Source organism: Bacillus sp. FSL K6-0042, assembly GCF_038006685.1.
Lineage (GTDB): Bacteria > Bacillota > Bacilli > Bacillales > Bacillaceae_G > Bacillus_A > Bacillus_A pseudomycoides.
Window position 1 is genome coordinate 3,906,274 of record NZ_JBBOVS010000001.1, and the last position, 15,357, is coordinate 3,921,630.

The following is a 15,357-nucleotide window of genomic DNA, read 5'->3' on the forward strand; positions in this document are numbered from 1 at the left end:
ATTTTCATCGTATATTCCTTCTTTAAAATCGTTTTTTTTGAACGAGAAAAAGGAATAGAGTAATTAATAAGAGCGAGTATATAAGTGCCCATGCAGTAAGCCAAAGCACGTGAACAAGCAAATGATGTTCATATTGTCCAAGCATCAGAAAACTATTGATAGGCGGAAAAACCCATAATAGTTCCGGCATTTCTTTTTTGAGACGAATGGAAGCAATTGTGATAAGTAGTACAAAAGAAAGACTAAGCCAAGCTGTACTTGCTTTTTTAATGATATTTCGTGTAAATAATGTTGCGATTGAAATAACGAGTATGGATAAAGAAAAATGTGCAAGGAGACCAGTGATAAATGAATGTCTTTTAGTATCAGTTGTTTGCCATAGGCCTTTTGTATTTCCTTTAGTTCTAATAACAAAATGATTGCCTCCTTCTTTATAGATTTCGCACATCCATTATATGGCATATTTTATTCTCGGAACAATAAAAAACGTGCAGCACATGCACGTTTTTTATAACGATTCTTGTTGAATCGCCGATATATTTAGCGTTTCTCAATCGCCACAATAAATGGCGGGTTATTTTGTTGGTTGATGAAGCCGTAACGAAGTACGTGAGCTTGTTTTTGATCCAGCTCTTCGGCGAATTGCAGGACAGCATCGCGCTCTACTTGTCCTTCTGGATGTCCATGATAAATGACAAGAACGATAATTCCTTCTGGTGCCATGACTTCTAATAATTGTTCGATGGCAGCTATCGTTGAGTTTGGTTTGGTAACGATATGCTTGTCACCGCCAGGAAGGTAACCTAAGTTGAAAATGGCTCCGGTTACTTTGCCTTTTGCTTCTTCTGGTAATACAGATAACAAAGTATCGTGGCTATCATGAACGAGAACAGTTCGTTCTTCAAGTCCTCTTTCTTTTAGGTGAGTAGCCGAACTTTCAATTGCTTCACGCTGAATATCAAATCCAAATACTTTCCCGTGTTCTCCAACAATCTCCGCTAAAAAACAAGTATCGTGACCGTTGCCAAGTGTTGCGTCTACGGCATAATCACCTTCTTTGACAGCTGTTTGCAAAAGCGTGCGTGCAAACGGTAATACACGTTCTAATTTCATACGGGTTTCACCTCGTTTGCATATTTTCCTTGCCAACTTCCGCGGCGTACAAATTCCGCATCGATGGAATTTAATACTTCCCATTTATTCAAGCTCCACATTGGACCAATCATTAAGTCAGGCGGACCGTCACCTGTGATGCGGTGCACAATGACATCTGCTGGAATGATTTCAAGTTGGTCGACAACGAGACTTACGTAATCCTCAAGAGAAAGGAATTCAAGTTGTCCTTTTTCATACTGCTTCACCATTGGCGTTCCTTTTAATAAATGAAGCAAATGAATTTTAATCCCTTGCACATCAAGTGTTGCGACTTCACGAGCCGTTTCCATCATCATGTCATAATCTTCAAGAGGAAGACCGTTAATAATATGTGAACATACTTTAATACCGTGCTTACGAAGCTTGTTTACACCTTCGACATATGATGGATAGTCATGGGCACGGTTGATGAGGTTCGCTGTACGTTCATGGACAGTTTGTAACCCAAGTTCTACCCAAAGATATGTCCGTTTATTTAAATCAGCTAAATATTCAACAACATCGTCAGGTAAGCAGTCAGGACGAGTTGCGATGGAAAGACCAACAACGTCTTTTTCAGCTAAAAGTGGTTCGAATTTTTCTTTTAATACTTCAACAGGAGCGTGGGTATTCGTGTACGCTTGGAAATAAGCAATACACTTTCCATCTTTCCATTTCGAGTGCATTTTTTCTTTCATTTCATGATATTGCGTTATAACATCATCGCGGCGGTCACCAGCAAAGTCACCAGAACCAGCAGCGCTACAAAATGTACATCCGCCGTATGCGACTGTGCCATCGCGGTTGGGGCAATCAAATCCAGCATCTAATGAAACTTTAAAGATTTTTTCGCCGAACTCTTTTCGTAAGTGATAATTCCACGTATGGTAACGTTTATTGTCATTTGTATATGGAAAAGGGTTTTGAACCTTCATTACATATCCCTCCTAAAGCCTAAAATGAAACAAAATCCATTATAACATACTCATAAGGTCGATATGGAAGGGACACACTAAAGGAGAACTAAAGGCAAGGAGGCTACATCATGGCAGAGCGTCAATCACTTGAAGAATACATTACGCAAGCAGAGCAAGCAATAGAGTATGCAAAAGAGCAATTAGATATCGGAAGTAGACAAGAGCATTACAATACAATGGAGTATTCTGATGCGCAATTACAATTAGAGCAAGCCTATAATGATTTACAAATCATGCAGCAACATGCGAATGATGAACAGCGTGAGCAGCTAAACCGTGCTCGTATGGCAGTTCGTCAATTGCAGCATCAAATGATTATTACACCGCACTAATAAGGAGTGATAGGCATGGCAAAGCGTTCAGATCAAAACAACCCAGAGCAAAAAACACAAAATGGGCATAACGCAGAGTTTTCAAATGAACTCGATCCAGTGGTACAAGCAAAACAACGTAATCGTAAAAAAGGACAACCACAAAAATCGAAGCAATCAGAGTAAACCAGGTCGCAGTATGACCTGGTTTTATTTTGTCATCTTACAAAAATGTAAGGTAAATGTAATGTAAAACAATGGCAGATAACCCTGGAAAGGCGCAAAATGGGAAAAGAGAAAACAAACGTAGGAGGATATGTATGAACAGACCAGTTGTAGACGTCCAAAACGTCCAAAAAGTATACGGTAAAAAAGGTGAGAGCCAATCACACGCCTTAAAAGGTGTATCATTCTCTATTCAAGAGGGTGAATTTGTTGGAATCATGGGACCATCTGGTTCAGGGAAAACAACGTTATTAAATGTAATTTCAACACTGGATAAAGCAACGGGCGGCGTTGTTGAAATTGCAGGTACGGATATTACAAAAATGAAGCAAGGAGAACTATCTGATTTCCGCTCACAAAAGTTAGGATTCATCTTCCAAGACTTTAACTTATTAGAAAACTTATCAATCTATGAAAATATTGCTCTGCCACTTTCTCTACAAGGTGTTCCATCACGTAAAATCGGAACAAAAGTAGAAAAGGTAGCTAAAATGTTAGGGATTTCAGAAATTCTTCAAAAGTACCCATCTGAAGTATCTGGTGGACAAAAACAGCGTTCAGCAGCAGCGCGCGCACTTGTACATGAACCAGCGATCATTTTAGGAGATGAACCAACAGGAGCGCTTGATTCTAAAAATGCAGCGAGTCTTTTAGATGCGATGACAAACTTAAATGAAGAACAAGGTGTTTCTATTATGATGGTTACACATGATCCATATAGCGCAAGTTACTGTCAGCGTATTTTATTCATTCAAGACGGCGAGTTATATAAAGAGATTCACCGCGGTGGTACGCGTGAAGCGTTCTATAAAGAAATTTTAGATGTGCTTGCAGACTTAGGCACACAAAAAGCATAAGAAAGGAGGTTCAGACATGTTATTTAAGCTTTCTATGTCAGGACTGAAAAGTAAGCTGAAAGATTACATTGTCTTACTTGTTGGTCTTGTAATGTCAATTTCGATCTTTTACATGTTCCAAACGTTAGCATTGAATAAAGCATTTATTGAAGCGAATTCTGTAATCAGTAGTATTCAATTCGTCTTCCATGCTGGTGCGGTACTATTAGCCATCATTACATTCTTCTATATTTTATATGCTAATTCTTTCTTGCTATCACTTCGTCAAAAAGAATTTGGTATGTATATGATGTTAGGAGCCAAAAAGCATAAGGTGACACTGCTTATGTTTATTGAAACAATTGTATTAGGAGCAGCATCTCTTGTAGTTGGTATTGCAGTCGGTGTAGGGCTCGCGCAAGGAATTGGTAAACTACTTATGCAGCAGCTTGAATTTACTGCAGGTGGCTATCATGCATTTTATGTTCCATCTATGCTTGTTACATGTATTTTCTTCTTAATACTATTTGTTTTATCGGCAATTATGAATAGTATCAAATTATCACGTATTACGGTTCTACAACTGGTTCATGCAGATTCTAAAACGGATCGTGTTTCTAAAGCAGGAGTAAAGACTGTTATAGCTGCATTCGTTGGAATTATTCTATTAGCAATCGGCTATGCTTCTATGGTTTACATGGGTAAGTTGGCGCAAATGGGGATTATTATTGCATTAATCACTGTAACGTCCGGAACTTACATGTTATTTGGAACATTCCTTCCGCTTATTATTAAAAAGCTAAAGAGTAATAAAAAGCGTACTGAAAAAGGACTTAATGCTTTTACATTTGCCCAGTTAAATTTCCGCATCAATAGCTTAACAAAAGTACTAGCTACAGTAGCGATGTTAGTGGCGCTTGGAGCAGGTGCGATTTCAGGCGGTATGGCGTTCAAAAATAACGTTATGCTTACTGTCGATGGTTTGGCAATTTATGATGTTACGATTCATAATCCAACAGCCGAAGAGAAGAAAATTTTAGATGGTATTACATTTAAAGAGAAAAGTGAGTATCGTTACAAAACAGACGATAAATATGTCTATTATTTAAAAGAAGATTTAGAGAAAAATCGTCCTTTAGTACAAGATTTAAAAGATTTTAAAGGAATGAAAGATATTGGTAAAGTGAAACGAGCTTCTGAAGAATTGCCAGTAGGTGCGATTTTGAGTTCCGGTCAAGAAAAATCTGATAATGTGATTCCAAAAGAGTGGGATCAGGCATTAAGCACGATTCATCCAATTTATGTATCCCCTAATCAAACAATTAAAATTGTAGACCAAAAAATGTATGATGGTTTGCAAGGTAAAGAGGGCGTTGCATTACTTGGAAAAGTAGATGATTTCTTAACATATAAAAAAGAGTGGAAAAAAATTGACGAGTTGCAGCTAGTTAAATATAAAAATGTAAAAGAAAATTCCTTGCAAAGTAAGAACCAATTTTATACTGGATTTTACGGCATCGCTAGTGGAACAGTATTTATGGGGTTCTTCCTAGGAATTGCTTTCTTAGCAATGATGGCAAGTTGTTTAATGTTTAAAATTCTATCGGGTGCATCAAGCGATATTACGCGTTATCAAATGCTTCGTAAAATCGGTGTTCGCCGTGAATTATTAACGAAGTCTATCTATAAAGAATTATTCTTAGTATTCTTATTCCCAGCGATTGTGGGTATCGCTCACGTATTAGTTGGTATGAATATTTTCGGATTTATCTTAATTGACCCGTACTTCCGTATTTGGCTTCCAATTGTTATTTTCATAGTCATTTACGCGATTTATTACTTCATTACAGTTCAATTGTATAAAGGAATTGTTCTTCCGAAAGAAGACTAAGATAGGAAAATACCGAGCAGAGGGTGCTCGGTATTTTTTTGATTAAAACGTTTCATAAATCTCATAACCTATCAAAGTAAATATGTAAAGTTACCTTATAAAAAAGTCGCCTTGAACGTTTCGGGCGATTTTTTTTATAAGTATACGGACCTAATTTCAAAAAATCTATTAATAAGAAAAAACATAAAGGTGAAGAAAGGAGAGATGAACAAGTATTGTTTAGTAAAACATAAATAAGGGATAAGAATTATGAAACAACGTATTACGAAACCTATTTTTAGAAGATAGGAGGAAACAATTTTGAATACACAAAATGAATCGTTATTTCGTCTAGTTGGTACCATGCTGAAATCAAAAGATGTTATAGTGTTTTCATTCTTATCTCTTGTGATTTTTGTTATTTCAACCAATTTTTATAATGTTAAATTCCCCAATCATAAATACCCTGAGTTTTTACGGATATTAAAATCTATTGCCCCAGTTGTGTAGTGCATAAATAACTTTAGTGAAAATAGGCAACATACACGATTCGTGTTGCGGAAGCGATTGGAGCTCTTCTTTTAGGATTAGTTTTTTCTGAAACAGAACATAGTGATCGAATTGAACATCTTGTTGTTCCTTTCCGGGATTTCTTTGGAGCCATCTTCTTTTTCAGTTTCGGTTTAAGTATTGACCCTTTTTCACTTGGTGGGGCTGTATGGTTAACACTAGGAGCGGTTCTATTAACAATCTGCGGAAACTTTGTAGCTGGAATGATTGCTGGACGTAAAGCAGGGTTATCCCATAAGGCTTCTGTGAATATTGGATTAACAATTGTATCAAGAGGAGAATTTTCTATCATTTTAGCAAACATTGGGATGGCAGGTGGCTTAATGGCTACAATTAAACCATTTTCAGCTTTATATGTTTTGATATTAGCATCTGTAGGACCTTTACTAGCGAAGGAATCCAATAGGATATATGCTGTATTAGATAAGATATTTAAATGGAGTTCTAAAAAACGGCCAAAATCAAAAATAGGATGAATCTCTTATGAAAAATTTTAATATAAAGATTATTCACAAAATAACTCTATTGATGTAATTACAAAATAGAATGCAAGTTATAACAGGAAATCATGTGGGACAGGATTTGTTTTTTTAGAGATCGATTCCAATATAGAAAGGAGCTGCCCCCAAAAGACCGCTAAAAGCGGTCTTTTGAGTGTTAGCCCCTTTTTTTATTAACGAGTGATATACATAATTGCAACAAAAAAATTAGTATAGCAACAAATCCGAGATTATCACCGATATCAAAGCTTTTCTTTTTCTTCTTTTAAACTACGGACCTCATCTTTTAATTCATTGATAGATTCTTTCAATTCGTTAATTTCTTGCGCAGAGCTAATACATTGGGATAAGTCGGAATTAAACCATGTAGTCGATCTCTTGCTTTTCCTAAATCATTGTTTGTAATGTCGTTTTTTTCGATTTATATATATCCATTTTAATTTTTTAACATATAAGTCGTTGCTATGCAGAATACAACATGACTTGCACTTGCTGCCTCCTTTTGCTTTAAACCTTGTATGTGGTGGGAAAAGGCCCTGGCCGTTTCTATGCGCGGCCAGATGCTCTCGTCTCCCTAAAAAGAAAGGAGGTTTTTATGTTGGTTTTTTAACTTATATATAGATTTATACTTCTTAACAAAATCTCTTAGAGAACAAGGAATTAAAATTGGTTTCAATACACGGTTATAATAAGGATGAACCATTACAAGAAAATATTTTTTATTTTTTTGTCACAAATAGCAAGTTTGTGGTTTCTTTATAGTGAGAGTGGCTAATAAGGAGGAAGAAATTAGTGGAGGTGAAAGCTTCATTGTTAAATATATATGAACAAGATTCAGTTTCTAATATACAGTTTCAAGATGTATTTAAACAATATTATGCTCACGTTGTGAGACAAATTATGCGAATTGTGCGAGATCAAGCAATTGCTGAAGATTTAGCGCAGGAAGTATTTTTGCAATTATATCATACAGAATGGAAACAGATTGAAAGTGTATCGGCATGGCTAGCAAAAGCATCCATTTATGCAGCATATAACTATTTGCGATCTGAAAAAAGGCATCAAGCAAGAATTGAAAAAGAAGCAAATTATAAACAATCAATTAGCAGTCCGTCATCGGAAGAAAAATGTATTCAAAAAGAAGAAATTACTCGTGTACAAAGTACATTAAAAGAAATGGATGAGCGTGAACGTACCCTCTTATTAATGAAGTTTTCGGGATTTCAATATAAAGAAATCGCGGAGGCTACTCATATGGAAGTTTCCTCGGTTGGAACATTGCTAGCACGAGCGAAAGCGAAATTTCGGAAGATGTATAGAGGGATGAAGGAGGAGTGACAAATGAAATGCCAAGATATTGGATTTATACAGGCGTATTTAGATGGAGAATTAAACCGCGATGAAAGAAAGCAATATATTCAACATCTTGACCAATGTAAAGCATGTCAAAAGGCGTTAGAAGAAGTAAGTAAGCTTAATCAATGGGTAGAAGTTGTAGTGGATGATGAATTCACAAACGTTAGTGAAGAGATTGATATCGATGTTGACCAAGCTTGGAAAACCTTTGAACAAAATATACAAAATCATAAAACGGAAGAAACAAACAGTGAAGAAAGTAAAAAGAAGGGAAGATGGCATAATATGAAGAAATCATCTAAACGTTGGATTACTGCAGCAGCAGCAGCGGCAGTTGTGTGTGTGTCTTTAACAGTTCCAGAAGTACGGGCAGGAGCAAGTAACTTGTTATCGATTTTTCGAGTAAAGGATGTGCAGTTAGTTCAACTTACAGATTCTGATTTACGTGAAATTGAAGGATGGATCTCTAACATGGAAGAAGGAGAAAAGTCCATTAAAGGAATTGGGAAAATAGGAATCAAAGATAATGGAAGCAAAAAAGATGCTCATTTTCAGTCGGAACAGCAAGCAAGAGAAGCTGGATATGCTGTTCCAAAAGTGCCAGATGGATATCGTGTAACGAATGTGGATGTGAATCCGTCATTTATTATGCAATTTGAGCTCGATACAGAAAAAGCTAATAAATTATTGAAACAACTACAAAGCAATACGCAGTTTGAAAGTGCTTTGAATGGTAAGCAGTTTTCGATCACAGTTCCGGAATCAGTACGTACTCAAATAGAAGTTGAGGGCAATCGAACATCAAGCGCTTTTTCCTATAATGTAATTGATGCACCAAAAATTTCTGTTCCAGAGGGTGTAAATGTTACGAAATTACAAAAAACAGTTTTAGAGCTTCCGATTATTCCTGCGAATGTGAAAACACAACTTGCAGGTATTCAAGATTGGACACATACATTGCCGATTCCTTATGTAGCAAAAGGTGCAAAAGTATCGGAGACAAAGGTTCAAGGAGTAAGGACCGTTTTATATAGTACTGAATATGAAAACGTGCTTATTTGGGAGAAAGATGGAAAAATGCACATGATCGAGCAACATAAAGAGCAAGAGAAAGATTTGAATGCAAACGATCTTATTAAACTTGCAAATGAATTAAAATAATGATTGAACAAGAGCGGCTCCGCGAAATGGGGCGGCTCTGTTCCTGTATAGAGCGGGGGTAAAACATGAAACAAGACTGGATTATTCAAACGAAGAACTTAACAAAACAATATAACGGAAAAGGCGGTATCCGCAACATTTCATTAGATGTGCCGCGCGGTACTGTATTCGGATTTATAGGTCCTAACGGTGCAGGGAAAAGTACGTTTGTGCGAACGATGCTTGGTTTAATTCATCCGGATTCTGGAATGGCGCAAATGTTAGGACAGCCGATTGGGACAATAGAATCAAAACGGTGTATTGGCTATTTACCTGAGCTGTTTCGCTATCCTGATTGGCTGACCGGATGGCAGTTACTTGAAACGCATGCAAAACTATGCGATCTTCCTTCTCGTGAGCGGAAAGCAAAAATGAGTGAGGTTATTGAAAAAGTTGGCTTAAAGGGTAGGGAAAAAGAAAAAATTCGCGGTTATTCAAAAGGAATGCAGCAGCGTATCGGACTTGCTTGTGCTCTGCTTTCTGATCCGGAATTGATTTTTTTAGATGAGCCAACATCTGCGCTTGATCCAATCGGGCGGAAAGAAGTGCGTCATTTAATGGAAGAGCTTCGGGACCAAGGGAAGACAGTATTTTTAAACAGCCATCTATTAAATGAAATTGAACATGTATGTGATCACGTGGCGATTATTAATAAGGGAGAGTTAATCGTACAAGGAGATTGGCGCTCATTGATGATGATTCAAACGGAAGTTGAAGTAATACTTGGTGAAAAGAGCGAATTATTCTTTAAACAATTGCCTTCGTTTATTAAAAATGTACGGAAGATAGAAGAACAGCAAAATCGTAAGCGTTGGATTATCACGCTACAACAAGAAGATGACATTCCTAGATTGTTAGAAGCATTTGTAGCACTACATATTCCTGTGTATCAGTTAAATCCGGTTCACCCGCATTTGGAAGATGTGTTTATGTACTGGGTAAATAAGAAAGAGGGGACGCAGCATGTGGACAATCGCCAAATTATCATTTAAAGAAATTTTGTTAAAGCGTATTTTCACCATTACGTTATGTATGACTTTTGCCTTTTTAATATTTTATGGAGTGGCCATTCATTACGCCGTCAGTGAAATCCTTCCAGGAGAATCTAGCGGTCTTTCGGCAGCTCAAGATTTTATGAACAAAAGTTTTATTTCTACACAGCTTCTTGGAGTGGGGTTGTACTTTTCTTCGTTTATTACTGCGTTGCTAGCTATTTTAAGTAGTGTTGGCAGTATTGCAAATGAAATTGAAAGTCATCAAATTGATACATGGCTAACGAGACCGATTTCACGCTTTTCCTTTTTAATGGGAAAGTGGATCGGCTTATGTTGCTTACTGATTGCGTACGCAGCCTTCCTGTTTATAAGTATCGTACTCATCCATCAAACAATGGGAGGGAGCACGTTTCATTTAGATTTCACGGCGACGCAGATTATAAAAGCATTGGCTCTCTTCTTGATCCAGCCTGTTATTTTAATTAGCATCGCGATATTACTAAGCACGCGTATGGCAACATTAAATGCTGGCATTGTGTTAATTATTTTGTACGGAACTGGGTTTATTGGCGGATTTGTTGAACAAATCGGTACATTGGCACAAAAAACAGCACTTGTAAACATGGGCATAATTGCAAGCCTTTTATTCCCAATTGATACAATGTATCGTAAAATGACAATCTATTTATTTGATTCAGGAGACAATCCTTTATCAATAGCTTCACAAGGAGTGTTCGGGAGTGTTTCGACACCGAGTAATATGATGATTGTTTATGCTGTTTTATATGTGTTAGCAGCTATTTTTATAGCGATTCGTACATTTAAATCACGTGATTTATAAGGGGATGAAATTTCAGTGTATTCTCCCAATGCTGTAAAGCGTGAACTAAAACCCACCTCTTTATGTAGATGTGGGTTTTATATATATCCATTTTAATTTTTCGACATATAAGTCACTGCCGTGCAGAATACACCATGATCGCTACTTGCATTCTCCTTTTGTTTTAAACCTTGCATGTGGCAGGAAAGACCCTGACCGTTTCTATGCGTGACCAGATGCTCTCGCCTGCCTAAAAAAGAGGGTTTTTATATCGATTTTTTAATTTGTGTTTATATAGTCAATATCTCATTATCTGAATTTCACCAACTATTAATCAGTTGCCTTCCTATTTAAAAACGACTACAATTTTACTGTTATGTATAGAACGAAAAAAACAGAATAGGAGGGGAAACTATGCCAAGGAAAGTATGGCTATTAGTAGCTGGGATGATTATTAATGTCACGGGTGCTTCTTTTTTATGGCCATTTAATACAATTTATTTACATGATCATTTAGGGAAATCGTTATCTGTGGCCGGAATGGTATTAATGATTAACTCGTTAACAGGAGTAATTGGTAACTTACTCGGCGGTGTTTTATTTGATAAATGGGGCGGATACAAGTCGATTTTAGTAGGAATTGTGATTACACTATTAGCGATTTTAGGTCTTGTATTCTTCCATGGTTGGCCATTATATGTTGTGTGGCTTGCGTTAATTGGATTCGGTTCTGGTATGGTCTTTCCATCGATGTATGCGATGGTTGGTACGGTTTGGCCAGAAGGCGGACGGAGAGCATTTAATGCGATGTATGTTGGACAAAACGTTGGAATCGCTGTTGGTACAGCGTGCGGTGGTTTAGTTGCTTCTTATCGTTTTGATTATATTTTCTTAGCGAACTTTATTTTATACTTTATTTTCTTCTTAATTGCTTTTATCGGATTCCGTGGTATGGAGGACAAAAATGAACAAAGTATACAAACAGCGGTCAAAGCGGAAAAAGGTTGGTCTCTTACACCAGGATTCAAGGCACTTCTTATCGTATGTGTAGCATATGCTTTATGCTGGGTTACATATGTACAATGGCAAGGTGCGATTGCGACACATATGCAGGAATTAAATATTAGCCTTCGTCATTACAGCCTGTTATGGACGATAAACGGGGCGATGATTGTTTGTGCGCAGCCATTAGTAAGTATGATTATTCGTGCGATGAAGCGTTCTTTGAAACAACAAATTATGATCGGAATCGGCATTTTTGCAGTGTCATTTATTGTACTTAGTCAAGCGCAGCAATTTACCATGTTCCTTGTCGCGATGGTGACATTAACAATTGGTGAATTATTTGTTTGGCCAGCTGTTCCAACGATTGCGAATATCCTTGCACCAAATGATAAGATCGGTTTTTATCAAGGTGTTGTAAATAGCGCAGCGACTGTTGGGAAAATGTTTGGACCAGTTGTTGGCGGAGCAATTGTTGACTTATACAATATGGAAGTATTGTTTATAGTAATCATGGTAATGCTTGTAGTAGCGCTTATCGCAACGAGTGTTTATGATAAACGAGTGAAAGTGGAAGAAACAGTAGAAGAAAAAATTGCAGTTTAGTTTGACGGAACATGTAACATGTTTTAGAATATATTTAAATTAACTCATACTTGTAATAACAGTGAGAAGGAGTAGTAGTAATAGAAGCTGGTTTAGAGAGTTGACGGTTGGTGCAAGTCAATCCACGTTTCGTTATGAACTCGCCTTTGAGTTGCAGTTGTGAACCAAAGTAGCAATTGCCGTCTATCCACGTTACGGATCTAAGCGAATGTATATATTAGTGCTTGTTCAAAAGGAAGATAAAGAAATGCGACAGCTATCTTTACCGGACGTTTTGAACATCCTTTATTACATTAATTTAGGGTGGTACCGCGGGAATCTATAACCTCTCGTCCCTTTCTAGGGATGAGAGTTTTTTTGTATTTTAGGCGGTGAAAATAAATACAATTTGAATGGAGGATATCTCATGAGTTTTAATCATCAAGAAATTGAGAAGAAGTGGCAAGCGTATTGGGAAGAGAATAAAACATTCCGCACGCCAGATGAGACAGAAAAACCAAAATTTTATGCACTAGATATGTTCCCATATCCATCAGGAGCTGGGCTACACGTAGGACATCCAGAAGGATATACAGCAACGGATATTTTATCTCGTATGAAACGTATGCAAGGATATAACGTTCTTCATCCAATGGGATGGGATGCATTTGGTCTTCCAGCAGAGCAATATGCACTTGATACTGGAAATAGCCCAGCAGAATTTACAGAGAAAAACATTAACACGTTCCGTAACCAAATTAAAGCACTTGGCTTCTCTTATGATTGGGACCGTGAAGTAAATACAACAGATCCAAACTACTACAAATGGACACAATGGATCTTCTTACAGCTATTTGAAAAAGGATTAGCTTACGTAGATGAAATACCTGTAAACTGGTGCCCAGCACTTGGTACAGTACTTGCGAACGAAGAAGTTATCGACGGTAAGAGTGAGCGCGGTGGACATCCTGTTGAGCGTCGTCCGATGAAACAATGGATGTTAAAAATCACTGCATATGCAGATCGTCTACTTGAAGATTTAGATGATCTTGATTGGCCGGAAAGCTTAAAAGATATGCAACGTAACTGGATCGGTCGTTCTGAAGGTGCAGAAGTACACTTTAACATCGATGGTACAGATGAGAAGTTTACAGTCTTCACAACGCGTCCTGATACACTATTTGGTGCAACTTACTGTGTACTTGCTCCAGAGCATGCGCTTGTTACAGAAATTACAACTGCGGATCAAAAAGAAGCAGTAGAAGCGTACATTGATTCTGTAAAAGCGAAAAGTGATTTAGAGCGTACAGAACTTGCGAAAGAAAAAACAGGCGTATTCACTGGTGCTTATGCAATTAACCCAGTAAACGGTGAGAAATTACCAATCTGGATTGCTGACTATGTACTTGCAACTTACGGAACAGGTGCTGTAATGGCAGTTCCAGCTCACGATGAGCGTGATTATGAGTTTGCACAAGTATTTAGCCTTCCAATGAAAGAAGTTGTAAAAGGCGGAGATATCACGAAAGAAGTATATACAGGTGATGGTCCACACGTAAACTCAGCATTTCTTGATGGTCTAAATAAAGAAGAAGCAATTGCTAAAATGATTGAATGGCTTGAAGTAACAAGTGCAGGAAATCAAAAAGTAACATATCGTCTTCGTGATTGGTTATTCAGTCGTCAACGTTACTGGGGTGAGCCGATTCCAGTTATCCATTGGGAAGATGGCACAATGACAGCTGTGAAAGAAGAAGAATTACCATTAGTTCTTCCAAAAACAGAAAACATTCGTCCATCTGGTACAGGTGAATCACCACTTGCAAACATCGAAGAGTGGGTAAATGTTGTCGATCCTGAGACTGGTAAAAAAGGTCGTCGTGAAACAAATACAATGCCGCAATGGGCTGGTAGCTGCTGGTACTACCTACGTTACATCGATCCAAACAACAGCGAAGCACCTGTAGATCCTGAAAAAGTAAAACAATGGCTTCCAGTTGATATTTATATCGGCGGTGCAGAGCACGCTGTACTTCACTTACTATATGCTCGTTTCTGGCATAAAGTATTATATGATATCGGTGTGGTTCCAACGAAAGAGCCATTCCAACAATTATTTAACCAAGGTATGATTCTAGGTGAAAATAACGAGAAAATGAGTAAATCAAAAGGGAATGTTGTAAACCCTGATGATATCGTAGCAAGCCATGGTGCAGATACACTTCGTCTTTACGAAATGTTCATGGGACCATTAGATGCTTCAATTGCTTGGTCTGAAAATGGTCTTGACGGAGCTCGTCGTTTCTTAGATCGTGTATGGCGTCTATTTGTTCAAGATAATGGTGAACTAAGTGAGAAAATCACAGATGCCTCTAATCAAGAACTTGAGAAAGCATACCATCAAACAGTGAAGAAAGTTACAGAAGACTATGCAGAGCTTCGCTTTAACACTGCAATTTCTCAAATGATGATGTTCATTAACGATGCATATAAAACAGAAGTACTTCCGAAAGAATATGTAGAAGGTTTCGTGAAAATGATTGCACCAGTTGCACCGCACGTTGCGGAAGAACTTTGGAGCAAGCTTGGACACAGTGAAACAATCACATATGCAAGCTGGCCAACATTTGATGAGTCTAAACTTGTAGAAGATGAAGTTGAAATCGTTGTTCAAGTTATGGGTAAAGTTCGTGCGAAACTGAAAACGAAAAAAGACGCATCAAAAGAAGAAATGGAACAACTTGCTATCGAAGTAGTGAAAGAACAAATTGAAGGGAAAACAGTTCGTAAAGTAATTGTTGTTCCTGGAAAACTTGTTAATATCGTTGCAAATTAATAGGAAAGAGCAGTCCTTATGAGAGGGCTGCTCTTTTTTTGAGACAACTGAAAAATGAGTGGAATTCCCTTATAGACAAACACCTATTCTTGTATGCGAAATATGATAACAAAGGCAGGTTAAATTGAGAGAAAGAGGTG

The 15,357-nt window shown here is 37.5% G+C and carries 13 protein-coding genes, 3 pseudogenes and 1 other annotated feature; of the genes and pseudogenes, 12 read left to right on the top strand and 4 right to left on the bottom strand.

The features are described from left to right. Positions 1 to 22: 22 nt before the first annotated feature. From MHH45_RS20070 to MHH45_RS20080, 3 genes and pseudogenes are all read right to left on the bottom strand, one after another. A pseudogene (locus tag MHH45_RS20070) lies at positions 23 to 349 on the bottom strand (hypothetical protein); the annotation flags it as partial. 191 nt (positions 350 to 540) lie between these two features. Further along, positions 541 to 1,113 carry a class I SAM-dependent methyltransferase gene (locus tag MHH45_RS20075; protein WP_016116739.1) on the bottom strand — a complete coding sequence of 191 codons (573 nt, stop codon included), beginning with the start codon at positions 1,111 to 1,113 and terminating at the stop codon, positions 541 to 543. Then, a complete protein-coding gene (locus tag MHH45_RS20080) occupies positions 1,110 to 2,069 on the bottom strand; it encodes a TIGR01212 family radical SAM protein (protein ID WP_016116738.1) in 960 nt (319 codons plus the stop codon). The genes MHH45_RS20075 and MHH45_RS20080 overlap by 4 nt, the downstream gene beginning before the upstream one ends. A 110-nt stretch (positions 2,070 to 2,179) precedes the next feature. On the opposite strand from MHH45_RS20080, the gene MHH45_RS20085 reads away from it, so the two are divergent. From MHH45_RS20085 to MHH45_RS20110, 6 genes and pseudogenes are all read left to right on the top strand, one after another. Continuing rightward, complete coding sequence (locus MHH45_RS20085; protein ID WP_003208776.1) at positions 2,180 to 2,443, top strand: YtzC family protein; 264 nt, start codon at positions 2,180 to 2,182, stop codon at positions 2,441 to 2,443. Positions 2,444 to 2,458: 15 nt separating this feature from the next. After that, positions 2,459 to 2,608: a hypothetical protein gene (locus tag MHH45_RS20090; protein WP_003208774.1), complete on the top strand. Its 150-nt coding sequence runs from the start codon at positions 2,459 to 2,461 to the stop codon at positions 2,606 to 2,608. Between the two features lie 134 nt (positions 2,609 to 2,742). Beyond that, positions 2,743 to 3,504, top strand: coding sequence for an ABC transporter ATP-binding protein (locus MHH45_RS20095; protein WP_016116737.1), 762 nt, complete (start codon positions 2,743 to 2,745; stop codon positions 3,502 to 3,504). A 16-nt stretch (positions 3,505 to 3,520) separates the two neighbouring features. Next, on the top strand, positions 3,521 to 5,374 hold the full coding sequence (locus MHH45_RS20100) for an FtsX-like permease family protein (protein WP_016116736.1): 1,854 nt from the start codon (positions 3,521 to 3,523) through the stop codon (positions 5,372 to 5,374). A gap of 300 nt (positions 5,375 to 5,674) precedes the next feature. After that, a complete protein-coding gene (locus MHH45_RS20105) occupies positions 5,675 to 5,863 on the top strand; it encodes a hypothetical protein (RefSeq protein ID WP_016116735.1) in 189 nt (62 codons plus the stop codon). 35 nt (positions 5,864 to 5,898) lie between these two features. Next, positions 5,899 to 6,399 (top strand): annotated as a pseudogene (locus MHH45_RS20110) (cation:proton antiporter); the annotation flags it as partial. Positions 6,400 to 6,739: 340 nt separating this feature from the next. Here the strand turns inward: MHH45_RS20110 and MHH45_RS20115 are convergent. Continuing rightward, a pseudogene (locus MHH45_RS20115) lies at positions 6,740 to 6,844 on the bottom strand (DUF6584 family protein); the annotation flags it as partial. A 389-nt stretch (positions 6,845 to 7,233) separates the two neighbouring features. Here MHH45_RS20115 and MHH45_RS20120 point away from each other — a divergent pair. The 6 genes from MHH45_RS20120 (at position 7,234) to leuS (ending at position 15,217) form a co-directional block, all read left to right on the top strand. Then, positions 7,234 to 7,761: an RNA polymerase sigma factor SigX gene (locus tag MHH45_RS20120; RefSeq protein ID WP_033671567.1), complete on the top strand. Its 528-nt coding sequence runs from the start codon at positions 7,234 to 7,236 to the stop codon at positions 7,759 to 7,761. Positions 7,762 to 7,764: 3 nt separating this feature from the next. Beyond that, positions 7,765 to 8,940, top strand: a complete 1,176-nt coding sequence (locus MHH45_RS20125) for an anti-sigma factor family protein (RefSeq protein ID WP_016116732.1) — start codon at positions 7,765 to 7,767, stop codon at positions 8,938 to 8,940. Positions 8,941 to 9,005: 65 nt separating this feature from the next. Next, a complete protein-coding gene (locus tag MHH45_RS20130; RefSeq protein ID WP_016116731.1) occupies positions 9,006 to 9,971 on the top strand; it encodes an ABC transporter ATP-binding protein in 966 nt (321 codons plus the stop codon). Beyond that, on the top strand, positions 9,943 to 10,815 hold the full coding sequence (locus tag MHH45_RS20135; RefSeq protein WP_016116730.1) for an ABC transporter permease: 873 nt from the start codon (positions 9,943 to 9,945) through the stop codon (positions 10,813 to 10,815). The genes MHH45_RS20130 and MHH45_RS20135 overlap by 29 nt, the downstream gene beginning before the upstream one ends. Positions 10,816 to 11,208: 393 nt before the next feature. After that, positions 11,209 to 12,402: an MDR family MFS transporter gene (locus MHH45_RS20140; RefSeq protein WP_016116729.1), complete on the top strand. Its 1,194-nt coding sequence runs from the start codon at positions 11,209 to 11,211 to the stop codon at positions 12,400 to 12,402. A gap of 52 nt (positions 12,403 to 12,454) precedes the next feature. Beyond that, positions 12,455 to 12,742, top strand: a binding site (T-box leader). A 66-nt stretch (positions 12,743 to 12,808) separates the two neighbouring features. Then, entirely contained in the window at positions 12,809 to 15,217 is a 2,409-nt protein-coding gene (gene leuS, locus MHH45_RS20145; RefSeq protein WP_016116728.1) for a leucine--tRNA ligase, read from the top strand. Positions 15,218 to 15,357: the final 140 nt, after the last annotated feature.

Excerpts from the sequence above, each read along its gene's own strand:
- MHH45_RS20075 (WP_016116739.1), bottom strand. The coding sequence starts at position 1,113 with ATGAAATTAGAACGTGTATTACCGTTTGCACGCACGCTTTTGCAAACA.
- MHH45_RS20080 (WP_016116738.1), bottom strand. The coding sequence starts at position 2,069 with ATGAAGGTTCAAAACCCTTTTCCATATACAAATGACAATAAACGTTAC.
- MHH45_RS20130 (WP_016116731.1), top strand. The coding sequence starts at position 9,006 with ATGAAACAAGACTGGATTATTCAAACGAAGAACTTAACAAAACAATAT.
- MHH45_RS20085 (WP_003208776.1), top strand. The coding sequence starts at position 2,180 with ATGGCAGAGCGTCAATCACTTGAAGAATACATTACGCAAGCAGAGCAA.
- MHH45_RS20140 (WP_016116729.1), top strand. The coding sequence starts at position 11,209 with ATGCCAAGGAAAGTATGGCTATTAGTAGCTGGGATGATTATTAATGTC.
- MHH45_RS20090 (WP_003208774.1), top strand. The coding sequence starts at position 2,459 with ATGGCAAAGCGTTCAGATCAAAACAACCCAGAGCAAAAAACACAAAAT.
- leuS (WP_016116728.1), top strand. The coding sequence starts at position 12,809 with ATGAGTTTTAATCATCAAGAAATTGAGAAGAAGTGGCAAGCGTATTGG.
- MHH45_RS20125 (WP_016116732.1), top strand. The coding sequence starts at position 7,765 with ATGAAATGCCAAGATATTGGATTTATACAGGCGTATTTAGATGGAGAA.
- MHH45_RS20135 (WP_016116730.1), top strand. The coding sequence starts at position 9,943 with ATGTGGACAATCGCCAAATTATCATTTAAAGAAATTTTGTTAAAGCGT.
- MHH45_RS20100 (WP_016116736.1), top strand. The coding sequence starts at position 3,521 with ATGTTATTTAAGCTTTCTATGTCAGGACTGAAAAGTAAGCTGAAAGAT.
- MHH45_RS20095 (WP_016116737.1), top strand. The coding sequence starts at position 2,743 with ATGAACAGACCAGTTGTAGACGTCCAAAACGTCCAAAAAGTATACGGT.